Below are 23,406 nucleotides of genomic sequence, written 5' to 3' on the forward strand. Positions count from 1 at the left end.
GATCTCCTTTTTATACCACTACAACTAATACAGAGTTTTTTGTTTATAATTCCCTCTGTACAATTTTGTATCACAGCCGCCACTAAAATAAAATAGTTTAATTTACCTTTTATTAACAAATTGTGACGATATGATGACAAGGGCAAGGAAAGTTCAGTGTGTTCAAAGCGTAAACAAAAACTGTATCTAATTGAATCTATTTGTTTTATTAGTAAACAATAATACAGCGCTACGGATATCAAAAATGTCTGTCGTATGCTTGATAAACACCGCAACAAAAAACGGCTAGCTTCCAAGAAAGCTAGCCGTTCAGTTTGTTATTTGCACCAGGTGGGTGATTTTAAATCACCTCGAGTTCCTTATTTTGGTGCATTCGCTGCTCTGAATTTGGCAATCAATTGTTGTGTTGAAGCGTCGAAATTATCTTTGTCTGCTTCGCCTTGAATGCCAGCAAGTACTTGGTTTCCTAGTACTTTACCTAACTCTACGCCCCATTGGTCGAATGAATTAAGGTTCCAGATAACACCCTGAACGAATACCTTATGCTCATACATTGCAACCAGCGCGCCAAGTGTTTTAGGTGTAAGGCTATCGAATAAGAAAGTGTTGCTAGGCTTATTACCAGGCATGGTCTTATGGGCAGCTAAACGCTTGCGTTCTGCGTCGTCTAGACCTTTACCGTCAAGATCTGCATAACATTCTTCAAAAGTTTTACCCTGCATTAGTGCTTGTGTTTGACCAAAGCAGTTAGACGCGAGCATAGCATGATGCGTGTCGTCTTGGTTAGGCACGTTAAGTGGCAGCATGAAGTCTGCTGGTATCACGCCAGAGCCTTGGTGAATAAGCTGGTGGAAGCTATGCTGACCGTTTGTTCCTTCGCTACCCCAAATAATAGGGCCAGTAGGATAGTCTACATTTTCACCTTCTTGCGTGACTTCCTTACCATTACTTTCCATATCTAACTGCTGTACATAAGCAGGTAAACCGCGAAGATAGTGGTAATAAGGCAGTAGTACATGAGATTGTGCATCGAAGAAGTTTCTGTACCATACGCCCAACAACGCAAGCAATACAGGCATGTTTTCTTCAAGCGGTGCAGTCGTGAAATGTGTATCCATTTCAAATGCACCTTCAAGCAAGCCTTTAAAGTTTTCAAAGCCAAGAGCAAGTGAAATAGGCAGGCCGATAGCTGACCATAGCGAGTAACGACCGCCAACCCAATCCCACATAGGGAAAATGTTGTCGGCGCTGATACCAAATTCGGTCGCTGCCTTAACGTTTGAAGATACTGCTACAAAGTGCTTAGCGATATCTTCTTGTGTACCGCCAGACTTTAAGAACCAGTCTTTAGCCGTTAGCGTGTTCTGCAACGTCTCTTGGGTAGAGAAAGACTTTGATGACATTACCACCAAGGTCTCTTCAAAATCTACGCTAGATAGCACATCGTGAATGTGGCAACCATCAACGTTTGCAACGAAGTGAACCTTAACCGCTTCAACCGTGTGCGGTTTTAACGCCTCGGTCATGATTTTAGGGCCAAGGAACGAACCACCAATACCAATCGCTACAATGTGCTTGATAGGTTTGCCTGTATAGCCTTTGTGTTCACCATTGTGGATTGAGGCAGTAAAGGCCTCAATTTTTTCAAGAGTGGCGTGTACTTCAGGCATGACGTCTTCGCCGTCTACCATCACTTTGCGGTCAGAGAAGTTACGAAGTGCGGTGTGAAGCACAGCGCGGCCTTCTGTTGAGTTAATCTGCTCACCAGAAAACATTGCGTCGCGCAGGGGCTCTAATTTACAAGCACGAGCTAGGTCAAAAAGCCCTTTAAGCGCATCGTCATTTACACGGTTTTTTGAGTAATCAAGAAAAATACCGCAGGCTTCAAGCTGCATCTTTTCTGCACGACTTGCATCTTGTGCAAACCAGTCGCGCATATGGGCATCTTTCACCGCTGAAGCAAGTTCAGACAGCTTTTTCCATTCGGGAAGAGAAGTTAAAACACTCATTGTCTCGTTGGTTCCTTATGCACTTAGTTTTTCGCGAAGCATGGTTTCAAGCTTCTCTTGGTCAGCTGCGAAGTTGCGAATGCCTTCAGATAGCTTTTCCGTTGCCATCGCATCTTCGTTCATTGCCCAGCGGAACTCACTTTCTGTTAGACGGTCGCCTGGCGTTTTTGTCGCGCCATTGTCTTTAAGCTTAACTTCTAGTTCACCTGGCTCGTTGGCTAGTTCTTCAAGTAGTGCAGGGCTGATAGTTAGACGGTCACAGCCAGCTAGTGCCTGAATTTCGCCAATGTTGCGGAAGCTTGCGCCCATTACAACTGTGTTGTAGCCGTGCTCTTTGTAGTAGTTATAAATTTTGGTCACTGACACTACGCCTGGATCTTCATCTGCAGCGTAAGACTCAGTGCCAGTCGCTTTTTTGTACCAGTCTAGAATACGGCCTACAAATGGAGAGATAAGGTAAACGCCTGCTTCTGCACATGCTTGCGCTTGGGCGAAGCTGAACAGCAGGGTTAGGTTGCACTGAATACCTTTTTTCTCTAGTGCTTCAGCAGCTTGAATACCTTCCCACGTAGACGCAATTTTAATAAGAATGCGGGACTTATCGATACCTGCATCTTCGTATAACTGTACCAAACGCTCTGCTTTTTCAATCGTTGCGGCAGTATCAAACGATAGGCGGGCGTCAACTTCTGTTGAAATACGGCCTGGGATTGTTGCAGAAATTTCTTTACCAATGGCTACTGCTAACTTGTCAGAGGCATCAGTTAACTGCTGGTCAGCATCGTTTGACTGAAGTTTTGCCCACGCTACAGCGTCATCGATTAGGCTTGCATACTGAGGAAGACCTGCTGCTTTTAGCAGTAGCGACGGGTTGGTAGTAGCGTCAACCGGCTGATATTTTTTGATGGCATCGATGTCGCCGGTATCGGCAACTACGGTAGTGATATCACGTAATGAAGCTAACTGATTGCTCATAATTCTCTCTGTACTTTATCAATAATAAACTTGGACAACTCGCTAGAATAGCCAGTTGAATAAAACGATACGCTTGCGCGTTTTTGTAGGATATTGCGCTTGCGTTTTCTCTTTGTTTATTTAGCTTGTAAAAAACAAACTAAGCTAAGTCGAAAATAGCGCTTTGGTTTTCAAGAGGCACCCATAAGCCGTGCATCAAGGTTATTGTTTGAATATTTTTTGTAATGCTATTTATATCAAACCCGTGTGACAATTCATACATTGAATAATGACAAATTCGCTAATCGGATTTCTCTGTTAAGCCAATTTGTGTCTTTCTTATGCCATTTTGCTTTTTAATAGGTATCAGGTGGTACAATAGTGATGTAAAAATTTAAGGAGTCGAGATGTTAGTTGTAGTATCCCCAGCAAAAAACCTAGATTTTGAAAGTGAAGTCCCAGTAAGTCAGTTTACTCAGCCCGAGATGCTTGAAGATACTGAACGTTTGATGGAAGTGTGCCGCACTTTATCTCCGGCAGACTTATCATCGCTAATGAAAATAAGCGATAAACTGGCAACCTTAAATGCTAACCGTTTTGCTGAGTTTTCTACACCGTTCACACCAGAGAATGCGCGTCAGGCAATGTATGCATTTAACGGTGATGTCTATACTGGGCTTGATGCTTATTCGCTAGACAGCGACACTGTAGAATACGCACAAAAACATCTTCGTATTTTGTCTGGTTTATATGGATTGCTAAGACCACTGGATTTAATGCAGGCCTATCGTTTAGAGATGGGAACTAAACTGGCGAACCCTGAAGGTAAAGACTTGTACGCGTTTTGGGATGATCGCATTACCTATGTCTTAAATAAGGCGTTGGAAGCGCAGGGGGATAACGTATTAATTAACCTTGCGTCCAATGAATACTTTAAAGCAGTAAAGAAAAAGTCGTTAGACGGCATGATCATTACCCCAACTTTCAAAGATTGCAAAAATGGTCAGTATAAAATTATCAGCTTTTTCGCAAAGAAAGCCCGCGGCTTAATGGCGCGTTACATTCTTGAAAATCGTGTTGAAGATGTAGAAGGCTTGAAAAACTTCGATGTAGACGGCTATCAATTTAGCGAAGAGCAAAGCTCATCAACAGAATTGGTATTTCTGCGTAACCAAGAAAGTTAACAGCTTTTTTCGGTAATAATTACTGATAGTTGAAAGGGGCTCAGCAGCTTCACTCTGGATCAGCTAAAGAATCTTCGCCTTCGATACATGGCCATCGTATTTGCGCGATGGCTATTCTATATCTGGGTTTAATCACACGCTTACAATAGCTGAAGTCAAATTTTTCACTTCTTTGTAAGAAAAACGAATCGCTGTAACACGGCAAGATTAGCTATCATACTAACTGCTGCATGCTACACTATAAACAGTACTTTTAAGCCACAAAGTAAGGCAAAAACTTGAGCATATTAGTTCGTAATTTACCCAAATCATTCACCCAAGAAAATCTTGAAGAGTTGTTTTTTGAGTTTGGCACTATAACGTCATGCGACTTAGTGATGGATGATAACTCGGGTTTATCTAAAGGCTTCGGCTTCGTTGAAATGAGTTCCCAAGATGAAACCGATAAAGCGATTGAAACGCTTAACGCCAAAGTTATCGAAGGTAAAAAGATACGTGTTAAATGGTCAAATCAAGAGAAAAAGCAAGCTGAAGCGATAGCCAGTACGCCAGCGCCTAAAAGAGACATCCCAGAAGATGTATGGGGAATCGGTTCTCGTAATAATTCTGAACTCGAAAACGATACCGAGCAATAGCTAGGGAAACGTAATTGACTAGCGCCGACCATGAAGCTTGTCAGCGCTAGACATCCTTTTAACCAGATACGGTTGCTGTCTTTACTTGGGTATTGCGTGTAGTCATAACAATAGCTAGCCATACCAACACACCACCTCCGGCTAACGCCAAACCTACCCAGCCCGTGGATGTATAACCAAATCCTGCTGAAAGAGCCATACCTGCTAACCACGGGCCTAGCGCATTAGCGGTATTGAATGCTGCATGATTCATAGCTCCCGCTAAGGTTTGTGCTTCGCCAGCTACATCCATTAAACGTGTTTGAAGTGGTACTACCATACCGCCGCCTATACCAATGAAAAACAGTGAGGCCGCCATCAGGTACGGATTGCCCATAGACGCGGCGTAAGCCGCTGCAGATAAACCTAGTAGAACTTGAAAGACGATAGCTGAGGTTAGAAGCCTGCCTTCAGAATAGCGCCCAGCAATAATGTTGCCTAGGGTTACGCCAATGCCATAGATAAGTAATGTGGCCGAGATCCCCCACTCAGGCGAAGACGTAGTATTAAGGTACGAGGCGCTAAAGTAAGAATACACCGAGAACATGCCTCCAAAGCCTATAGCGCCCATGAGTAATACAAGCAGCACATCTTTGTTTTTTAGCGCTTTAAGCTCAGTTAACGGTTTGGCATCCGGGTTTGGCCCGCGATACGGTGCTGTTTTCCACACCATTAATGCGGTGACTAAGGCAAAGGCTGAAATGATAAAGAAGCCTGTTCTCCATCCGAACATTTGACCTATACCACTAATGGAAGGCACACCAATAATATTGGCAATAGCTAAGCCTAAAATAACATTACTGACAGCTTGCGCCCGTTTATTCTTACCGGCAATGTCAGCTGCAAAAAGCATGGCAATACCGAAGTAAGCACCATGTGGAAGCCCTGCAATAAAACGGGCTATATTCATTGTCCATTCTGACCATGCTAGTGCTGTTAGCAAATTCCCCCCAGCATAAAATACCATCATTGAGATAAGCATGGTGCGCCTGGCAAGGCGAGAAAAGAAAATAGTGATGAGCGGCGCGCCTACTACAACGCCAATGGCATAGGCACTAATAGCATGGCCCGCAACGTTTTCAGTTATTCCAAAATCTTCAGCGAAGTAGGGTAGTAAGCCCATAGCAGCAAATTCGCTGCAACCTATTACAAAAGTACCGAAAGCTAGCCAGAATGTAATAGTCGCTAGTGAATATTCTCCCGCCGCTGATTGTTCTTGCGAACGGGCTCCCTTATACACTGCCTGAGTAGAAGTGATATCGTCAGTTTGATTCGCCATAAACTATCTTTGTTCCTTCATATCGTACCATTCAGTCGCTTGCTTGCTGCTTGAGCACGAAGCACTTGCACAAGGTTAAAATACAAAAACCGGCAACTGGTATGTTTGCCGGCTTTCTATTTTTAAAAGCTATTACTTTGGCTATTCAAAAAAGGCCAAAAGCCTCAAGCTTGTGCTACGTTCATTCATTAATAATCTAAGATCTTAGCAGCGAATGACCCTTTAGTAACGGTAGCTGATAAGGTTTCTTAATCTTTTCAGCGCTTTAAATGTAGTGTGTTTGTTAATGATTTGGTTCACGTCATTTTCTCAGTAATGCACATGAGTGCTAACTCAATACTAAAGTGTTTGTTTTCTGAGCGTAAAAGCTCGCAACATCTGTCGTTTTTACTCAGGTAACTATTAACATTTTATGCAGGGCTAGCTGGCATAGCCGGTTTTATCTTTTAACGATTATTCGTGTCAAAAAACAAATTTCTTGACTTTACTTCGTTCTATATATAGAACGTTCTTTAAATGGAACAAAGTGGTTTGGCGGCGAGTGAATCAATCTACCCTCAATATTTTAGGTAGGCATTTGCAGAAACTTAGGCAGGATAAAGGTGTTTCTCTGTCTCAATTAGCCGCAGGAGCAGGGATTGCAAAATCTAACCTCTCTAGGCTAGAACAGGGCAATGGCAATCCGACGTTAGATACTATTTGGCGATTGGCCAAACAACTAGACGTGCCCTTTGGTCAGCTTGTTCAGCCCCTTAGCACAAGTGTAGGAGAGAATGGGGTGGAAGTGCGACTCATTGAACAAGGACAGGGTATACCTAATGTTGATGCTTACTGGATGTCGGTCGCACCTAATACATTGCGAGAAGCCGAGTCACACGCGGCTGGAACAAAGGAAACCATTACAGTAATAAGCGGTTCGTTAGAAGCTGGAAATATTGGCCGTACTCAACTATTGCTGCCCGGCCAAACTACCGACTTTAAGGCTGATTTACCTCATGTCTACAAAACTCAAGATGACTGGGCAACCTGCCTTATCACTATCGTTTATCACAAAGAGGCAATGGAATGAGCCAAATTTCTTCAAAAAGTGGGCTTAAGCAGGGGATCATAGATGGATTACCTTTGTTAGGCGGGTATATTCCAGTTGCTATTTCATTCGGCGTTATCGCTATTCAAGCTGGCTTTTCTACGTTGGAAGCAACACTCATTTCTGTGTTCATTTACGCCGGTGCGTCACAATTTCTTTTAGTTGCCATGGTGGCTTCAGGTGCTCCCCTATGGTTAGCGGTGTGTATGACATTATTAGTCAACATACGCCATGTGGTTTACGCGCCTAACTTAGTCCCTTATTTACCACAAAGTAGGGCATGGCCCTACTTAATGCATGGTCTTACCGATCAAATTTTTGCGCTAGCCCATACACGTTTACCCTCTATGGAAGACGCAAAGAAAGTTGATTGGTTTAAAGGTGTTTCCATGGTGGCGTGGTTTAGTTGGATTCTGGGGACTGCACTGGGCGGGTTAGCTGGAGATTCGCTTACACAGAAATGGCCTGTCTTAGATAGTGTAATGCCGTTTGCCTTACCAGCTTTGTTTCTCGTTCTTTTAGCGCCAAAGTTCACCAGTAAACAATGGGTGGTTACCTTATTGGTCACTATCTCTATCGCCCTTTTCATTGCACTTAGTAGCTTTAAAAATGCGGCTATTCCTTTAGCTGCACTGTTTGGGGCGCTTACATTTTATGTTCTTACTTCCCATGTCGGAAGGAAACCGTCTCATGCAAACTGATATATGGGTGGCAATTATTGTAGCTGCTATAGGCACCTATGCATTACGGGTTGCCCCATTGTTATGGACACAGCGTCATTTCAATAAACACAAAGCCAACAATTCCGAAGCGCGCTTGCCTACCTGGTTGAGTGTGTTGGGACCATTAATGATAGCCGCTATGTTGGGAGCTTCTCTTGTTCCTAAAGTGCCATCACCGTCTAGTTGGATAGCCACTGGTGTTGCAACAGCCATAACAATACTCGTTTGGCGTAAAACCAGAACATTGGGCCTACCCGTCTTTTTGGGCGTCGCCGTTTTTGGCGTAATATATTGGTGCGCTTTACATCTTCTATAGATATAACGCAGGTTAAGTGAAAAAGTTAAATGATAGTTAGCCTTTTACGCTTTTCGTACCCTCTAACAAGGCTTCTGAGCAGTGCTCGCCATGTAGCACCGAGATGTCGCCTGTCGTTTCCAGGACTACAGCCCTAACTTCATCCAGATTCAATACGTTAGCTTCCCGTAGCTTGGCTAACAGATCACTGCGTGCCACTCGGGTTTCTTCAAGGGCACCATCAATAATTTCGCCATTTCTCATTAGAACAACCGGCGTGTTTTGCATTATCGCTTCAATTTTATCGGATTTTCTACGAAGCTTGGCGGTGATCGACTGCACGATAAACAAGGCTGCCATTGCTATCATGGCTTGAATGAAAGCAATCCAGTTAGTTGTTTGTGATGCACTGGCGAGCAATGAACCCACTGCTACCGTCATAACAAAGTCGAAGTTTGTCATCTTCGAAAAAGAACGTAAGCCGTTAATACGAACCAGTAATACTACCCATACCATTGCCATTGAGGTAAGAAAAAGGCCTCTACATATCAAGTCAAGCGTTGGGCTAGCGCTAAACATACACACCTCCTCATATTGCTATGGCATCAATATCCATTTGTTTACATAGAATATTAACAATACGCAGAGCTGAAGCGTTGAGATTTGTGCTTAGCCAAACTCGCTATATACTATTTTATTTTCCCATGGCTTTGTCGCCCCAAATTTCTTTTAAGCGCTGGTCGCGACCACAGTTCCAACGGTAGAATTTGTAGCGAACAGGACTCTTCTTATAGAAATCTTGGTGACCTATTTCGTCACCTTTAATTGGATAAAAAGTAGAGGCGTCAAGTATTGGCGTCACCACGTCTTTATTCGGAAACTGGGAGATTACGTCAGCTTTTGTTTTTTCGGCGATAGCGCGTTCTTTATCGTTCGCAACAAAAATAGCGCTAAGGTAGCTGGGGCCTTTATCGCAAAACTGCCCTCTGTCGTCAAAAGGATCAATGTTTACCCAAAAATGATCGAGGATATCTTCATAAGAAAGCACCTCGCCGTCATAAGTAATTTTGACCGCTTCATAATGCCCTTTGTGATTGCCGTTGTAGGTAGGGTTTGGTGCGCTTCCACCAGTAAACCCAGAAACTACGTCGGTTACACCTTCTAACTTTTCAAAGTCAGATTCCATACACCAAAAGCAGCCCCCCGCTAAAATAGCTTCATCGGCTTTTGTAGATGGTATAAATACCGCGGCACTCAAAGTTGCGCCGAACAATACTGCGGTGATTGTAGATTTCATTTTGTACCTTTTACGTTTTGACAGAGCCATATAGCTATGCGCTATGGCCCAGTTTTCCTTCTAAGCTTTTCGACTTATAAAGTAAGGCTATGTTAGTGAACATATACGAGTATTAGATAAAGAACGGTTTAGGCTGCAATTTATTTCACCGTAGTTTGAAGCATCACTTTTTCCACGCTTATAAAAGAAAGAGCTTAGCTAGCGATTAATAGCATCGCACTAGAATCAAAAACAATTAATACCAAAAGAGGGTAAGTAAAATTTTCATCAGACTCTGTAGCCTGCGTTCATCGGTAGCAAAGTGAACGTCATATTATTTCGCGCTACTGCTCTGTAGCCCTTCCATGACAGGGGGTGAAGTAAGAGACTTTTGGTCGGCAGAGCACTTGCATCTCAACCATTACGTGTGAGTCAAAATGCGCGACAACTCGTGATTTCACTTAGTGAGGTAGTTCAGCTTTGCTTAACGCTAATCAGCCACTGCTTCACTTCGTACAGCCGTTTGTCGTTTGTTTACATCTCTAAAAAGAGCTTGGCTCAGGTTTTATTAAGTAGAAGGTAAGGAAGATAATATGTCTATAGTCAAATCAGGTAGTGCAGCATACAAGCCGTTAGGTAAAAAAGGGAAGGGCAGCATTTCTACGGAAACAGGCGCTTTGTCTAATCAGCCTTATGGGTTTAACACGCGGTTTGAAGATGAAAAAGGGACAAACCCTGAAGAGTTAATTGGCGCAGCTCATGCGAGCTGCTTCACTATGGCACTTTCTTTTGCATTATTCGATGCAGGGTATGAAGACGGCGAATTAAATACAACGGCCAAAATTAGCCTAGACAAAAGCGATGACGGGTTTGAAATTACTCAGTCGGCATTGACGTTAGATGCTGAAGTTGACGGTATCACTGAAGACGAATTTGAAAAAATAGCCCAAGAAGCGAAGGAGAATTGCCCCGTTTCTCAACTGCTGAATGCCAACATTACGTTGGAATACCGGTTAAATAAGGGCTGAATATTTAGCCAATAAAGCAGAACAAAAAAGAGCGGCTTAATAAAGCCGCTCTTTTGCATTAACTGTGGTTTATTTGCTAATTACACCACACGCCACACGTTTTCCACCGCCGCCGAGCTTTTTAGGTGAATCAGAATAGTTGTCACCACCGGCGTGAATCATCAGTGCACGACCTTCAATATCTTCCAGTTCAAGTTCTGGCGCGAAAATTGGCTGAGTAGCCTCACCTTCTTCATTTACATAAAGCACAGGAAGATCGCCTTCGTGACCGCGCTCAGACCATGGAGCTCTATGTTTATCGGTATTTTCTGGGTCAAAGTGACCGCCAGCTGCGCCACCTAGTACCTTTTTGCCATCCTTCATTGCTGAGGAGCAATCTCCATTTTGATGAACGTGGAAACCATGGACACCAGGTGTTAAGCCTGACAGCTTAGGTGTGAATACCACGCCGTCATCATCGTGACTACTCACCATAACTGTACCAATAGCATTGCCAGTTTCTAAGTTTTTCATCATCACTTCTTTTCCTTCTTCATGATGACCGGCAAAACTCCCAGCACTTAGCACTAAAGAAATTGAGCCTGCTAAAGTAGTAAGTAAACGTTTCTTCATAGTATTCTCCTTCACTAAATTAATGATTCGTTTTCGAGCAACTACAAAGTTAACCAGCATAAAACAAACCAGTTCGAGCGAAGTAAAAGAAAAGGTGCTGAAGTCTTTATCAGTGTAAGCCTTAGGCCATACATAGCTCTCAGCTCTTTAAAAAATCCCTTAAGTTGGGTGCAAGACTTATAGCGTCCTATGAAAAAGTTACCGAATGCTTTTCTATGTTCTATGAAATGAAGGCGGGTAAGTTTGTAGTAGCGCGGTAAAACTCAGTAACAATATGGTAGTGGCACTTTTCTCCTATTCGACTTACAGTTAGCCCACTTTCAGTTTTTAAAGGATATTGTTATGTATACACTTTACGGTTATCCGAAAACCCGCTCGGTTCGCGTGGCATGGGCGTTGGAAGAGCTCGGCTTGCCTTTTGATTACAATTTGATTGACCTAAAACAAGGGCAGCACTTGTCAGAGGAATATAAAGCCATAAGCCCGGCTGCAAAAATTCCAGCGCTAGCGACACCCGAAGGCACCTTGACTGAGTCTGCTGCTATTGTCACCTTTTTAGCTGAAAGACACGGCATGCATGAATTTATCCCAGAGCCAGGCAGTTTCGAGCGTGCAAAATATGAAGAGATGATGCTGTTTCTTACCAGTGAGTTAGAGCAGCCCATTTGGAATTTGGCAAAACACACCTTTGCCCTGCCAAAAGAGCAGAGGCTTGAGCAGATGCGCGAAGTAGCGATGTGGGAATTTAATCGAGTGCTGCCTGTGTTCTCTTTTATGCTTGGCGATAAAGAGTTTGTTTGCGGCGGCATGTTTACCATGGCCGATGTGATAGCAGGCCATATTTTGGCGTGGGCGAAAGGCAGTAAACTTGATATTACGCTTGACGGTAAAACAGATAATGTAGGGGCTTACGCGAAACGTGTATTGGGCCGTGAAGCCTATGAAAGAGCATGGCGACAAGAGATGGCTAATTTACCTGAATAGTTTTTTACAGCGTTGAAACAGCCTTGGGCTGGTTTAACGTGGTGCAAATCACAAGCCTTGCTAAGTGTTCAATAGATAACAATTCATCAGATGTGAATTTTATATTAGGGATCCAGTTCAGGTCTCAGTAATTAAAGCTGTTTGCTACGTCATTGTAGGGCAATAACATATAACGACAGTGCCGCTGGTTTAGAAGCTAATTTAAAAGCTGAAATTAAAGCTGATACTAAAGCTTACGTTAGATTAACGGCGAGATAATAAAACAAGAAGGTAATCACAAATGAAATCATTTAAAACACTACTCGTCAGTAGTGCAGTAACCATGGCACTGGGCCTTAGCTCAGCGGTAGCATATGCACACAATCACGCAGATATGCAGAGTTCATCAAAAAGTGAATCAGTATCAAAAGAAGTGTCTGAGCACGATAAGCTTTTTGCACTATTTTCGGCTGCCGACCAGCGTGATATCGAGCTTAGTCCGATTATGGCCATTTTCCGCGGTGATATGCGTTATGCCGACAGAATGGGCGACTTCTTAACAGACTCCCATGCTATAGCGGGAAAAACGGCAACATTGCTTAACTTGTCAGAACTTAAACAAATTGATCGCAGTAAGTTAAGCGATACCGACAAGCTTGCTTACGATGTATTTAAGTACAATGAAGAGCGCTCGCTAAAAATGTCGAGCGATGAGATTGAAGCGCTCACAGAAGTGCGCCCTATAAACCACTTTAGCGGGTTTCATACTTTTTACCCAACCTTTGCAAGCGGAAAAGGCGCAGCGCCATTTAAAACAATTGAAGATTACGAAAACAATCTATCTCGCCATAAAGATTACATTGCTATTTCTGACCGTGCTATCGGCAAGTTCCGCGAGGGCATGGAAAGTGGTGTACTTGAAACTAAGCTAACTATCGACCGTGTGATAAAGCAGTTTGATACTCAACTGGCCATCCCTATCAAAGAGTCACAATTTTGGGGGCCAATTACCATGTTTCCAGAAAGCTTCTCTGACGAAGAAAAAGCCCGTTTGACCGCTGAATATGAGCAAGCGACGCAAGAAATTTACGATGCAACCACGCGTATGCGCGACTTCCTGCGCGACGAGTATTTGCCTGTTGCTCGTGAAAGCATTGGCCTTAGCGATATGAAAGGTGGTGCAAAGCTTTATCAATTAATGGTGGAAGGTTCAACGACACTGCCAATGACCCCTGATGAGCTGCATAATCTTGGTTTAAAAGAAGTTAAGCGTATCAAAAATGATATGCTTGAAATTAAAGACGAAGTAAAGTTTGAAGGAACATTAAACGAGTTCTTCGACTATGTACGCACCGATCCAAAATTCAAGCCTGAAAGCCGTGAGGCACTAACCCAGAGCTATTATGATATTGGTCGTGAAGTGGATGAAAAAATTGACCAGTACTTTTCTCTACTGCCAAAATCTGAATTAGAAATAAAACCTTACGACCCTGCTATCGAGCAATTCAGTGCGGGGGGCTCCTATCAACCGGGCACGCCAGACGGCTCTCGCCCTGGTACTTTTTACTTTAATGCCTACGACTTGCCTAGTCGCTTAACTACGGGCAACGTTACCTTGTACCTTCATGAAGGTGCGCCGGGCCACCATTTCCAAGTAAGCCTTGCTCAAGAAAATGAAGCGCTGCCGTCTTTCATGCGCTTTAGTTTCTTACCTGCCTTCGGTGAAGGGTGGGCGCTATATTCAGAAACCTTGGGCTATGAAATGGGCTTTTTTGATGACCCATGGAACCGTTACGGCACGCTTCAGGATGAACAGCTGCGTGCTATGCGTTTGGTAGTAGATACGGGGATTCACGCCAAAGGTTGGAGCCGTGAACAAGCTATCGATTTTATGCTTGAAAACTCAGGCATGACTCGCACGGAAGTCGTGGCAGAAGTAGAGCGTTATATTGCTATACCATCGCAAGCGCTGTCTTACAAAGTTGGCGCGCTTAAAATTCAAGAGCTACGCGCTCGCGCGGAAAAAGCATTAGGTGACGATTTCGACATTCGAGAGTTCCACGCGCAAGTGTTGAATACGGGCGGAATTCCACTTGCTATTCTTGAACAGAAAATTGACCGCTGGATTGCTAGCCAACAAAGTTAGTGAATAGCGGCAAATTAAGTAGAACTTAAAACACTATAAAGCCAGTAAGTTTCAGACCTTACTGGCTTTTTTCGTTTTTGCGACCAATAGCAGTGATATTGACGAATAGCTTCACTAGAGTAGTAATTATACAAACTTATAAAGGTTTAAAGGAGCGCAAGGTGGAGTTAGGGTTATTTTCATTGAGTTTAGCGGTCAAGGATATTAATAAATCGAAAGCCTTCTACGAAGCATTAGGTTTTGAAGCTATGCCTTCATGTGGCTCGGTAGAAGACAAATGGTTAATGATGAAAAACGGCCACACCATGATTGGATTGTTCGAAGGTATGTTTGAAGACAACATTATGACCTTTAACCCCAGCGATGTTAGAGCGCTTCAGGCTAGCTTAGTTGAACAAGACATTGCATTGGATGTACCTGTGAAAGGCGATAGCGGCCCTGGTCATTTTATTGTTAAAGACCCCGACGGCAACACTATTATGTTTGACCAATTTTAAGAAGAATTTCTTTTATTGCCATTGGAAGCTAACTACCCAAGTTTTTTGAGCTATTACTCTTAATCAAAAGGAAGTGAGGGAAGGCGGGTTGAAAACCAAATCGTTATTTCTAGCTATAGCGTTGATGACAACGGTAGCGTGTCAGAGTACCAAAAATACTTCCATCCAGAGCAATAGTGAATTAACACCATTCGATTGGCAGGTTAACGAGTTCGCAAGGGTTGATGTGGAAGAGCCTGCGTCATTATTTGCGTTGTCTGACCAGCAAAAGCAACACTTTCTTTCTTACTATAACTCGCCGACTAAAGCACATATATCACCTAATTTTCGCCTCGCTTACTACTTAAACGATCTGGTCTCAAATTTTAGCTACGCTGGAGACACCCTAAAAGCACAAGATGTTTTAAACAAACGTTACGGGAACTGTATGTCGCTTGCGTTGCTAACTACAGCTCTTGCCAGACTCGTTAATCTAGATGTGGTTTATCAACAAGTACATACCCCACCACTGTACCGAAGGTTTGGAAAGACACTCACTACGTCTACACATGTTAGAAGTATAATTTTAGGGCCGGAACCTGAAAAAACAGGCGATAGCATTGTTTTTCGAGGTAGAGCAGTCATCGATTATTTTCCATCAAGCCGTGATGACCGGGGAGTTTATATCTCAGAGGCCGATTTTATCTCTATGTATTACCAAAACATGTCTGCTGAAGTGATGAGTGATGACCCTAATTTGGCTTACAGTTACTTGTATCGTGCTATGCAGTTAACTACAACAAATGCTTCAACACTAAATTCTCTCGCCGTACTATATCGCTCGAATGGCTACGAAAAAGAAGCTCGGAAGTTGTATGAGTTCGCTATCGAAAACCATATCCAGTCGGTACATACGTTATCAAATTTCGCCGTGTTGCTTAAAAAGGTAGGCGATGTAGAAACGCTATCGCGTATTGGGGATATGTATTTAAAAACAGACGACGACAACCCTTATCGTTGGATAGATTTAGGTAATGCATTTTTAGCGAAGGGCAAACTTTCGGAGGCAGAAATGTTTTTCAACAAAGCCATCGCTACAGGCCCTTATTTAGGAGAAAGTTACTCGGCTATAGCTAAGACTTATTTTTTACAGGGTAAGGTGCTTAAAGCTGAAAATATGATGGAAAAAGCGCTCTCTCTTTCACTGCCTTCACAGAATAGAGCGCTTTACACCGCCAAGCTAAAGGCTATTCGAAATAGCCAATAATAACTTAATTTCCATAGCTCGCTTAGCCCTTAAATTCGCGCTGCCAGTTCCGCTCCTTGGCGAATAGCACGCTTGGCATCGAGTTCTGCCGCGACGTCAGCACCTCCGATAATATGTACGGTAAAGCCTGCATCTTCTAGAGGTTTCTGCAGAGGTTTAAAGGGCTCTTGGCCTGCACACACAATAACATTATCGACAGGCAGCACCTTAGGCGTGTCGTTAATGAGTACGTGAAGGCCTTCATCATCCACTTTCTCGTAGGAAACGCCATTTATCATTTGAACGTTGTGGTGCTTCAACGACTGCCTGTGGATCCAGCCTGTTGTTTTACCTAGACCTTTGCCCACCTTCGAGGTCTTGCGTTGTAATAAATACACCTCGCGTTCAGAAGGCTCTATCGCCTTTTCTTTAAGTGCCCCTGGTGCTGAGTAATTTTTGTCGATACCCCAGTGAGCTAGCCACTTTTCTTTATCTTTAGCTAAATGTTCGTGCTCAACTAAGAACTCTGCTACGTCAAAGCCAATACCGCCAGCACCAACAATTGCCACTTTTTTGCCCACCGGTTTGTGGTCGCGTAATACCTCTAAATAACTCATCACTTTAGGGTGGTCGTGACCTTCAATAGAAAGTTTACGTGGATTGATGCCTGTTGCTAACACCACTTCATCGAATCCCTCATTTGACAAGCTTTCTGCATTAACTTCGGTGTTAAGGTGAATGGATACGCCAACCCGCGCTAGCTGATTGTCAAAATAACGCAGGGTTTCATAAAACTCCTCTTTCCCGGGCACTTGTTTGGCATAATTGAACTGACCGCCAATTTCAGCGGCTTTATCAAATAAATGCACGTCGTGCCCTCGCTCAGCAGCATACATTGAAAATGCCAATCCAGCTGGACCGGCACCTACAACCGCTAGCTTTTTCTTGTTTTGCGTAGGTGTAAAGGTAAGTTCAGTTTCATAGCACGCTTGTGGATTTACCAAACAGCTTGCCCGCTTTTGCTCAAAGGCATGGTCAAGGCAGGCCTGGTTGCAGGCAATACAGGTATTGATAAGTTTAGATTCATTGCGCATGGCCTTAGCCACAAAATGGGCGTCAGCCAGGAAAGGGCGGGCCATTGATACCATGTCAGCATGCCCTTGTGCCAATACCGATTCCGCCACCTCTGGAGTATTGATACGGTTAGTGGTGATAAGAGGAATATTCACCTCTTTTTTCATGCGTTCGGTTATCCAGGTAAACGCTGCACGTGGCACAGATGTAGAGATTGTGGGAACGCGGGCCTCGTGCCATCCGATACCGGTATTAATAAGCGTAGCACCTGCTTTTTCAATTTCTTTAGCCAAGTACACGACTTCATCCCACTTTGCGCCGCCTTCCACTAAGTCCAGCATAGACAGACGATAGATAATAATGAAGTTAGTACCTACTTTCTCGCGCACACCTTTAACTATCTCAATTGCTAAGCGGGCTCGGTTTTCTAAACTGCCACCCCATTCATCATTTCTGTGGTTAGTGCGTTCGCAAAAGAATTGATTAATAAGGTAACCTTCTGAACCCATAATTTCCACACCGTCGTAACCTGCTTGTTGGGCAAGGGCAGCACATTTAACATAGTCTTTAATGGTGCTTCTCACGCCGCGCGAGGAAAGTTCGCGAGGCTTAAACGGAGTAATGGGCGACTTCATAGGTGAAGCGGAAACAGCAAGCGGGTGATAACCATAGCGACCCGAATGCAGTATTTGCATGCAAATTTTACCCTCTTCTTTATGTACAGCATCGGTAATAACACGGTGCTTCTTGGCATGACGAGAGCGCGTCATTTTGCCGGCGAAGGGCGCCACCCAACCTGAAATGTTAGGACTAATGCCGCCAGTCACAATAAGCCCAGCACCGCCTTTCGCTCGCTCGGCATAGAAAGCTGCCAGTTTATCAAAGCCGCCTTTTTCCTCCTCTAAACCTAAATGCATCGAGCCCATCAGGGTACGGTTACGAAGTGTAGTAAAACCCAAATCTAATGGGGCTAATAGGTTAGGGTAAAAAGGTGACTGCTGTTCTGACGTATTTACAGAATGGGCAGCGGCGGTCTGAGGTGCAGACTGTGACGAGGGCGTATTCATATATATTCTCTATTTTTTACTATGAAGGCATCTAGCATGTTGTTTAGTAATTAAAGTACGTAGAAACTATTTTTAATTGCGCTTCAGCAGGCTTCAGTAACTAATGCTTTAATCTTTACGAGCCAACTTGCCCGACCAGTTGTCTTGATTATTTACTACTGCATCAAATTGGTAAAGTGGAGTTATCAATTTTTTAACACAATAAAAAAGCGAGATACCAATTATCGGCCATCTCGCTTAATAGTTTTAAAATTATGTTTAGTAAAAAGAGGTTACAAATTACTAGGGTTGGCATAGTTTAACGCGTAAACAATATTGCCCTTAGAAAGTAATCTGCAGTTGCCTATTCATCCACATACATTTTTTGTTGGAATTTCAGCGTCTGTTTACTTGCACCCTTTTGTACGTCTATTTCAAACCTGAACGTTTCTTGGTCGCGAAACGGTAGTACGGCGAGATAATAAATGGCATCGCCTTCTTCCACTTTCTTGAAGGTAAGTTTGCGAGCATTGCCTAAGAGGTTCTTTGCCGTACCTGTCACGTCTGCACGCTGCGCTTCACCTGAAACTTTGTCGAGTACGGAAATGTTGACCAGCGCGTTAAACTTGCTTCTTACAATGCCGTAATTAGCTGCAACTTCAGGCGTTAAAAAAGGCGTACTTACTACCATATAGTGTACATCCCATTCACCAAGCGTTTTCTTCTGTTCGGCAAATGCAGAGAAGCTTAAGCAAGCTATAGCTATTGCAAGAAGAGCTGCGTACCCTTTCTTGATTTGTTTTATTTTACTCATGATAGACCTTACTTTGCCTTCATATTTTTCTTTTACAAAACAGCGGGCGTACCCGCTGCCTAATACTGCATGACCTAAGGATTCACCTTTAATGCCTGTAGTAAACATTGTTTACATAGGGAAAGTGTCTTGGATCAGAAGCTGTAAAAACTGTAATGCGATGATGGCAATCAGTACCGACAAATCAAGGCCACCTAGTGGAGGAATGACTTTGCGAATAGGCGCTAAAAAGGGTTCAGTTAGTTGATACAGCACATAGTCTACCGGAGATTGACCTTGCGATACCCAGCTTAAAATTGCACGTAACAGCAATACCCAGAACATTAGCGATAGGGTTTCTTTTACCACGCCAATTACCGATAAAATGGCTATGCCTACGGGGTTTAGCGTACCGCCAAACATAAGCCCAAGAGTAACGAGTTTAAGCGCGCATACCGCTATCGCCAATACAAAGGTAGCGGTGTCGAATCTGCCGATTGACGGGATAACACGGCGCAACGGCCCCACGATAGGGTGGGTTGCTTTTACTACAAATTGACTCATTGGGTTATAAAAGTCTGCTTGAACCATTTGTAACCAAAGGCGCAGAATAACCACCATCAAATAAAGGCTAAATAAGGTATCAACCAAAAATACCGTTGCATTCATGTTGTGTTTTTCCTAAAACGTTATAGCTGTTTTGCCATTTCTTCAGCACGCGCTACGGCTGCCCGCATCGACTTGCTGACAATATCTTTTAAGCCTTCATCAATGAAGGTATTTACGGCCTCGGCTGTGGTGCCGCCCTTTGACGTAACTTGGGCACGAAGCTCACTTAATTCAAGGTCTGGGTTGTTACAAACCATTTCAGCTGCACCCAACATAGCCTGTTGCACCATAAGGCGTGACTGGGCTTGATCAAACCCCATGTTCATGGCTTCTTCTTGCATGTTTTGTAGGAACAAGAAGAAATAGGCTGGACTGCTACCTGCTGCGGCAATAACACCGTTAATACCATCCTCTTTATCTACCCAAACGGTTTCGCCCACGCTGTTCATTACATCGTCAACATATTGCCTGTCTGACTCAGAAACCGTGTCGTCGGCATACATCCCCGACATGCCTTTACCTAACAAGCTTGGGGTGTTTGGCATAATGCGAACAACAGGGTATTCGCCGCCTAACATCTCTTGTAATCGGGCAACGGGTAGACCGGCTGCGATGCTCATAAACAACTTACCCGATAGGTCGTTATTTTTTTGCAGTTCGCCGCACATATCACCCATAATTTGTGGTTTTACCGCAAGCACAATGGCGTCAGCGAATTGGCAAGCTTCATCGTTAGATTGCGTGGTGTGAATACCAAACTCGGCTTTAAGGCCGTCTAACTTTGGAGTGGACGGGTTTGCCGCAAGGATGTTTTCTTTCGCGTACCCAGATTTGATAAGACCACTGATGATGCTGCGGCTCATGTTACCCGCGCCAATAAATGCTAATTTTTTCTGTTGCATGTAAATCCTATTTGTTGGTTGCATTTAAGTCTGTGTAGTAAAGCTGTTCACTAAAAGCTAAGCACTATAGGTATGGCTAAGTACGTTTTCCGAAAATAGCGGTACCTATTCGAACCATGGTAGAGCCATGTTGAATTGCTTCTGCCATATCACTACTCATTCCTACGGATAGGGTATCAAAATTGCTCAGTGATGTATGGTAGTGGTCAAATAATTCTTTTAGCTTAGTTAGCGTAGCGCGCTGTTGTTCTTCACCGGGATTGGCCTTGGGAATAGCCATCAAACCGCGTAAGCAAAGGCGCTCCTGTGACGCTATGAACTCAACTAAAGACGCTAATTCGTTGAGCGCTACGCCAGACTTACTGCCTTCATCATCAATGTTCACCTGAATACATACGTTTAATGGCGGCATTGAGGCTGGGCGTTGCTCATTAAGGCGGCGGGCTATTTTCTCTCTGTCTACTGACTGCACCCAGTCGAAATGTTCGGCTACTACTTTAGTTTTATTTGACTGAATAGGGCCAATCATATGCCACTCAATATCTTCGAGTCTTGAAAGTTCCTGAACCTTTTCAACACCTTCCTGCACGTAGTTTTCGCCAAACATTCGTTGTCCCGCTTCATACGCTTCAATGATATCTGATACGGGTTTTGTTTTGCTAACCGCTAGCAATTTAACGGTTTTTGGTGGACGATGTGCACTGGTAGCGGCTTGGTCTATTCCTTTTCGTGCGGAATCTAGTCTTTCTGCTATTGTTTGCATTATTCACCTTGTTTTGGAGAAGTGGTTGTGGATATTACCGAACTTTTGGCTTTCAGTGTTAAGAATAACGCCTCAGATTTACACTTATCAGCGGGCCTACCACCAATTATTCGTGTAGATGGCGAGATGCGTAAACTTAACGTGCCTGCCCTCGATCACAAGCAAGTTCATGGTCTTGTTTACGAGATTATGAATGACATGCAGCGCAAAGAGTACGAAGAAAACTTAGAAACCGATTTTTCATTCGAAGTAAATGGTTTGTCCCGTTTTCGTGTTAATGCCTTTGTTCAAAATCGCGGTGCCGCGGCGGTGCTACGTACCATTCCTAGCAAGGTGTTAACCTTAGACGACCTTGGCGCGCCCGAAATTTTTAAAGACATCATTAATCAGCCTACCGGAATAGTGCTAGTCACCGGCGCTACAGGTTCGGGTAAAAGTACCACCCTAGCAGCCATGGTTGACCATATTAATACGCATAAACGCGAACATATTCTTACTATAGAAGACCCGATCGAATTTGTTCACGACAATAAACTTAGTTTGGTAAACCAGCGTGAAGTACACCGCGATACGCACTCGTTTAATAACGCTCTGCGCTCAGCGCTTCGTGAAGACCCTGATGTTATTCTGGTTGGTGAGCTTCGTGACTTAGAAACCATTCGCCTTGCTATTTCAGCTGCAGAAACAGGCCACCTGGTGTTTGGTACGCTACACACCAACTCAGCACCTAAAACCATTGACCGTATTATTGATGTGTTCCCAGCAGAGGAAAAAGCCATGGTGCGTTCAATGTTATCGGAATCGCTACGCGCGGTTATATCGCAAACTCTGCTTAAGAAAGTAGGTGGGGGTCGTGTGGCTGCTCACGAAATTATGGTGGGCATCCCAGCTATTAGAAACCTTATTCGTGAAGATAAAGTGCCGCAGATGTACTCGGTTATTCAAACCGGGCAAGCACATGGTATGCAAACCATGGATCAATGCTTACAGCGACTGGTAGCTATGGGGGTCATAAGCAAAGAAGATGCGGCGGCAAAGTCAGTGGATAAACAGTCTATGAACAACTTCTAGAGGCCATTATGCTAGATTCACTATTACAAAAAATGGTCGATACCAATGCGTCGGATTTATTTATAACGGCTGAGTTTCCGGTAAGCGCCAAAATTAACGGCAAACTAACGCCAGTGACGGAAAGTGCTACGTCGGTAGAAGAGTCGCTCGCGCTGGTTCACGAAGCGATGACCGAAAAGCAGCGAGACGAATTTCATACGTCGAAGGAATGTAATTTCGCCATCGTACGTGACGGTATTGGCCGTTTCCGTTGTTCAGCATTCTGGCAGCGCGACCAAGCGGGTATGGTTATCCGTCGAATCGTGACACAAATTCCTAAAGCTGATGATTTGGGTCTGCCGCGAGTACTAAAAGAAATTATTATGTCTAAACGCGGTCTTGTTCTCTTTGTAGGCGGAACAGGCACGGGTAAATCCACGTCATTGGCTGCGCTCATTGGGCACAGAAATGAAAACACTCATGGGCATATATTAACCATTGAAGATCCTATCGAATTTGTTCACGAGCATAAAAACTGTGTTATCACGCAGCGCGAGGTGGGCATTGATACTCAGTCCTTCGACGACGCACTTAAAAGCTCGCTTCGTCAGGCTCCTGATGTGATTCTTATTGGTGAAATTCGCTCAATGGAAACCATGGAATATGCCATGTCGTTTGCCGATACAGGGCATTTATGTGTAGCCACGCTGCACGCCAATAACGCGAACCAAGCTATAGAGCGCATTATGCACTTGGCGCCTAAAGATCAGCACGATAAGCTGCGCTTCGATTTAAGCCTGAACATACGCGCTATTGTTGCTCAACAACTTGTGCCAACACCAGACGGTAAGGGCAGGGTAGCGGCTATAGAAATACTGCTTAACTCGCCGTTAGTGCGCGATCTTATTCAGCGTAACGAAATAGGCGCATTAAAAGAAGCCATGAAAAAGGGTAAAGAGCAGGGCATGCAAAGCTTTGATATGGCCCTATATGATTTGTATAAAGCAGGTAAGATAGACATGGACCAAGCGCTTCACCATGCTGACTCGCCTAACGATCTGCGCTTAATGATCAAGCTTGATACTAGCGACGGTTCTAGCTTAGGCACCTTGTCTAATGTGTCTATTGATATGGATGACTAGGCACTGCTTCTTCAGTACTGCAGTTACACTTTGAAAAAGCGGTACCTGGATAATTACTCAAAAAGCAGCCCTTGGG

At 43.9% G+C, this 23,406-nt stretch carries 23 protein-coding genes; 12 read left to right on the top strand and 11 right to left on the bottom strand.

Annotated elements, in window-relative coordinates; genetic code table 11:
* Positions 1-359: 359 nt before the first annotated feature.
* Positions 360-2,009, bottom strand: coding sequence for a glucose-6-phosphate isomerase (gene pgi / locus ACYTPF_RS13165; protein ID WP_461852531.1), 1,650 nt, complete (start codon positions 2,007-2,009; stop codon positions 360-362).
* Between the two features lie 15 nt (positions 2,010-2,024).
* The gene (gene tal / locus ACYTPF_RS13170) at positions 2,025-2,984 is read right to left on the bottom strand and encodes a transaldolase (RefSeq protein ID WP_179984321.1); all 960 of its coding nucleotides are present in this window, start codon (positions 2,982-2,984) and stop codon (positions 2,025-2,027) included.
* A 386-nt stretch (positions 2,985-3,370) separates the two neighbouring features.
* Between tal and yaaA the strand changes: the two genes are divergently transcribed.
* Positions 3,371-4,147, top strand: a complete 777-nt coding sequence (gene yaaA / locus ACYTPF_RS13175) for a peroxide stress protein YaaA (RefSeq protein ID WP_269916781.1) — start codon at positions 3,371-3,373, stop codon at positions 4,145-4,147.
* 278 nt (positions 4,148-4,425) lie between these two features.
* Positions 4,426-4,782 carry an RNA recognition motif domain-containing protein gene (locus ACYTPF_RS13180; protein WP_461852532.1) on the top strand — a complete coding sequence of 119 codons (357 nt, stop codon included), beginning with the start codon at positions 4,426-4,428 and terminating at the stop codon, positions 4,780-4,782.
* Positions 4,783-4,840: 58 nt separating this feature from the next.
* Here ACYTPF_RS13180 and ACYTPF_RS13185 read toward each other — a convergent pair whose 3' ends face one another.
* Positions 4,841-6,100: an MFS transporter gene (locus ACYTPF_RS13185; protein ID WP_461852533.1), complete on the bottom strand. Its 1,260-nt coding sequence runs from the start codon at positions 6,098-6,100 to the stop codon at positions 4,841-4,843.
* Between the two features lie 541 nt (positions 6,101-6,641).
* On the opposite strand from ACYTPF_RS13185, the gene ACYTPF_RS13190 reads away from it, so the two are divergent.
* Genes ACYTPF_RS13190 through ACYTPF_RS13200 form a run of 3 tightly spaced genes read left to right on the top strand, consistent with a single transcriptional unit; the run spans position 6,642 to position 8,225 of the window.
* Positions 6,642-7,169 carry a helix-turn-helix domain-containing protein gene (locus ACYTPF_RS13190; RefSeq protein WP_461852534.1) on the top strand — a complete coding sequence of 176 codons (528 nt, stop codon included), beginning with the start codon at positions 6,642-6,644 and terminating at the stop codon, positions 7,167-7,169.
* On the top strand, positions 7,166-7,888 hold the full coding sequence (locus ACYTPF_RS13195; RefSeq protein WP_269916785.1) for an AzlC family ABC transporter permease: 723 nt from the start codon (positions 7,166-7,168) through the stop codon (positions 7,886-7,888). The genes ACYTPF_RS13190 and ACYTPF_RS13195 overlap by 4 nt, the downstream gene beginning before the upstream one ends.
* Positions 7,878-8,225, top strand: coding sequence for an AzlD domain-containing protein (locus ACYTPF_RS13200; protein ID WP_179984315.1), 348 nt, complete (start codon positions 7,878-7,880; stop codon positions 8,223-8,225). Before ACYTPF_RS13195 ends, ACYTPF_RS13200 begins: the two co-directional genes overlap by 11 nt.
* Positions 8,226-8,261: 36 nt before the next feature.
* Here the strand turns inward: ACYTPF_RS13200 and ACYTPF_RS13205 are convergent, their stop codons facing one another.
* Together ACYTPF_RS13205 and msrA are read right to left on the bottom strand one after the other, a co-directional pair.
* Complete coding sequence (locus ACYTPF_RS13205; RefSeq protein ID WP_269916787.1) at positions 8,262-8,783, bottom strand: DUF421 domain-containing protein; 522 nt, start codon at positions 8,781-8,783, stop codon at positions 8,262-8,264.
* A gap of 115 nt (positions 8,784-8,898) precedes the next feature.
* Positions 8,899-9,501 (bottom strand): peptide-methionine (S)-S-oxide reductase MsrA, encoded by a 603-nt coding sequence (msrA, locus tag ACYTPF_RS13210; RefSeq protein ID WP_179984313.1) that lies wholly within the window; start codon positions 9,499-9,501, stop codon positions 8,899-8,901.
* Positions 9,502-10,073: 572 nt separating this feature from the next.
* On the opposite strand from msrA, the gene ACYTPF_RS13215 reads away from it, so the two are divergent.
* On the top strand, positions 10,074-10,508 hold the full coding sequence (locus ACYTPF_RS13215) for an OsmC family protein (RefSeq protein ID WP_461852535.1): 435 nt from the start codon (positions 10,074-10,076) through the stop codon (positions 10,506-10,508).
* Positions 10,509-10,577: 69 nt separating this feature from the next.
* Here the strand turns inward: ACYTPF_RS13215 and sodC are convergent, their stop codons facing one another.
* A complete protein-coding gene (gene sodC / locus ACYTPF_RS13220; RefSeq protein WP_179984312.1) occupies positions 10,578-11,120 on the bottom strand; it encodes a superoxide dismutase family protein in 543 nt (180 codons plus the stop codon).
* Between the two features lie 342 nt (positions 11,121-11,462).
* Here sodC and ACYTPF_RS13225 point away from each other — a divergent pair, with 342 nt between their 5' ends.
* The 4 genes from ACYTPF_RS13225 to ACYTPF_RS13240 all read left to right on the top strand — a co-directional run bounded on the left by ACYTPF_RS13225 (position 11,463) and on the right by ACYTPF_RS13240 (position 15,972).
* Positions 11,463-12,104 (top strand): glutathione S-transferase family protein, encoded by a 642-nt coding sequence (locus tag ACYTPF_RS13225; protein WP_461852536.1) that lies wholly within the window; start codon positions 11,463-11,465, stop codon positions 12,102-12,104.
* A 280-nt stretch (positions 12,105-12,384) separates the two neighbouring features.
* Positions 12,385-14,229, top strand: coding sequence for a DUF885 domain-containing protein (locus tag ACYTPF_RS13230; protein ID WP_461852537.1), 1,845 nt, complete (start codon positions 12,385-12,387; stop codon positions 14,227-14,229).
* 161 nt (positions 14,230-14,390) lie between these two features.
* Complete coding sequence (locus tag ACYTPF_RS13235) at positions 14,391-14,726, top strand: VOC family protein (RefSeq protein WP_461852538.1); 336 nt, start codon at positions 14,391-14,393, stop codon at positions 14,724-14,726.
* An 88-nt stretch (positions 14,727-14,814) separates the two neighbouring features.
* The gene (locus tag ACYTPF_RS13240; RefSeq protein WP_461852539.1) at positions 14,815-15,972 is read left to right on the top strand and encodes a tetratricopeptide repeat protein; all 1,158 of its coding nucleotides are present in this window, start codon (positions 14,815-14,817) and stop codon (positions 15,970-15,972) included.
* Between the two features lie 29 nt (positions 15,973-16,001).
* Here ACYTPF_RS13240 and ACYTPF_RS13245 read toward each other — a convergent pair whose 3' ends face one another.
* From ACYTPF_RS13245 to ACYTPF_RS13265, 5 genes are all read right to left on the bottom strand, one after another.
* The gene (locus tag ACYTPF_RS13245) at positions 16,002-18,092 is read right to left on the bottom strand and encodes an oxidoreductase (RefSeq protein ID WP_461852540.1); all 2,091 of its coding nucleotides are present in this window, start codon (positions 18,090-18,092) and stop codon (positions 16,002-16,004) included.
* Between the two features lie 343 nt (positions 18,093-18,435).
* A complete protein-coding gene (locus ACYTPF_RS13250; RefSeq protein ID WP_179984307.1) occupies positions 18,436-18,885 on the bottom strand; it encodes a DUF4426 domain-containing protein in 450 nt (149 codons plus the stop codon).
* A 111-nt stretch (positions 18,886-18,996) separates the two neighbouring features.
* Positions 18,997-19,533 (bottom strand): YggT family protein, encoded by a 537-nt coding sequence (locus tag ACYTPF_RS13255; protein WP_269916797.1) that lies wholly within the window; start codon positions 19,531-19,533, stop codon positions 18,997-18,999.
* A gap of 20 nt (positions 19,534-19,553) precedes the next feature.
* On the bottom strand, positions 19,554-20,375 hold the full coding sequence (gene proC / locus ACYTPF_RS13260) for a pyrroline-5-carboxylate reductase (protein WP_269916798.1): 822 nt from the start codon (positions 20,373-20,375) through the stop codon (positions 19,554-19,556).
* Positions 20,376-20,451: 76 nt separating this feature from the next.
* The gene (locus ACYTPF_RS13265; RefSeq protein ID WP_461852541.1) at positions 20,452-21,138 is read right to left on the bottom strand and encodes a YggS family pyridoxal phosphate-dependent enzyme; all 687 of its coding nucleotides are present in this window, start codon (positions 21,136-21,138) and stop codon (positions 20,452-20,454) included.
* 27 nt (positions 21,139-21,165) lie between these two features.
* Between ACYTPF_RS13265 and ACYTPF_RS13270 the strand changes: the two genes are divergently transcribed.
* On the top strand, positions 21,166-22,209 hold the full coding sequence (locus ACYTPF_RS13270) for a type IV pilus twitching motility protein PilT (protein ID WP_179984303.1): 1,044 nt from the start codon (positions 21,166-21,168) through the stop codon (positions 22,207-22,209).
* 8 nt (positions 22,210-22,217) lie between these two features.
* Positions 22,218-23,330, top strand: a complete 1,113-nt coding sequence (locus tag ACYTPF_RS13275) for a PilT/PilU family type 4a pilus ATPase (protein ID WP_179984302.1) — start codon at positions 22,218-22,220, stop codon at positions 23,328-23,330.
* The last annotated feature ends 76 nt before the right edge of the window (positions 23,331-23,406 follow it).

This window comes from Alteromonas sp. HB246098 (genome assembly GCF_054890645.1).

Bases quoted from the DNA above. Each gene is read 5' to 3' on its own strand.
- ACYTPF_RS13250 (WP_179984307.1), bottom strand. From the start codon at position 18,885: ATGAGTAAAATAAAACAAATCAAGAAAGGGTACGCAGCTCTTCTTGCA.
- ACYTPF_RS13205 (WP_269916787.1), bottom strand. From the start codon at position 8,783: ATGTTTAGCGCTAGCCCAACGCTTGACTTGATATGTAGAGGCCTTTTT.
- ACYTPF_RS13200 (WP_179984315.1), top strand. From the start codon at position 7,878: ATGCAAACTGATATATGGGTGGCAATTATTGTAGCTGCTATAGGCACC.
- tal (WP_179984321.1), bottom strand. From the start codon at position 2,984: ATGAGCAATCAGTTAGCTTCATTACGTGATATCACTACCGTAGTTGCC.
- ACYTPF_RS13215 (WP_461852535.1), top strand. From the start codon at position 10,074: ATGTCTATAGTCAAATCAGGTAGTGCAGCATACAAGCCGTTAGGTAAA.
- proC (WP_269916798.1), bottom strand. From the start codon at position 20,375: ATGCAACAGAAAAAATTAGCATTTATTGGCGCGGGTAACATGAGCCGC.
- ACYTPF_RS13225 (WP_461852536.1), top strand. From the start codon at position 11,463: ATGTATACACTTTACGGTTATCCGAAAACCCGCTCGGTTCGCGTGGCA.
- msrA (WP_179984313.1), bottom strand. From the start codon at position 9,501: ATGAAATCTACAATCACCGCAGTATTGTTCGGCGCAACTTTGAGTGCC.
- ACYTPF_RS13195 (WP_269916785.1), top strand. From the start codon at position 7,166: ATGAGCCAAATTTCTTCAAAAAGTGGGCTTAAGCAGGGGATCATAGAT.
- ACYTPF_RS13255 (WP_269916797.1), bottom strand. From the start codon at position 19,533: ATGAATGCAACGGTATTTTTGGTTGATACCTTATTTAGCCTTTATTTG.
- ACYTPF_RS13245 (WP_461852540.1), bottom strand. From the start codon at position 18,092: ATGAATACGCCCTCGTCACAGTCTGCACCTCAGACCGCCGCTGCCCAT.
- sodC (WP_179984312.1), bottom strand. From the start codon at position 11,120: ATGAAGAAACGTTTACTTACTACTTTAGCAGGCTCAATTTCTTTAGTG.
- ACYTPF_RS13275 (WP_179984302.1), top strand. From the start codon at position 22,218: ATGCTAGATTCACTATTACAAAAAATGGTCGATACCAATGCGTCGGAT.
- ACYTPF_RS13265 (WP_461852541.1), bottom strand. From the start codon at position 21,138: ATGCAAACAATAGCAGAAAGACTAGATTCCGCACGAAAAGGAATAGAC.
- ACYTPF_RS13185 (WP_461852533.1), bottom strand. From the start codon at position 6,100: ATGGCGAATCAAACTGACGATATCACTTCTACTCAGGCAGTGTATAAG.
- yaaA (WP_269916781.1), top strand. From the start codon at position 3,371: ATGTTAGTTGTAGTATCCCCAGCAAAAAACCTAGATTTTGAAAGTGAA.
- pgi (WP_461852531.1), bottom strand. From the start codon at position 2,009: ATGAGTGTTTTAACTTCTCTTCCCGAATGGAAAAAGCTGTCTGAACTT.
- ACYTPF_RS13230 (WP_461852537.1), top strand. From the start codon at position 12,385: ATGAAATCATTTAAAACACTACTCGTCAGTAGTGCAGTAACCATGGCA.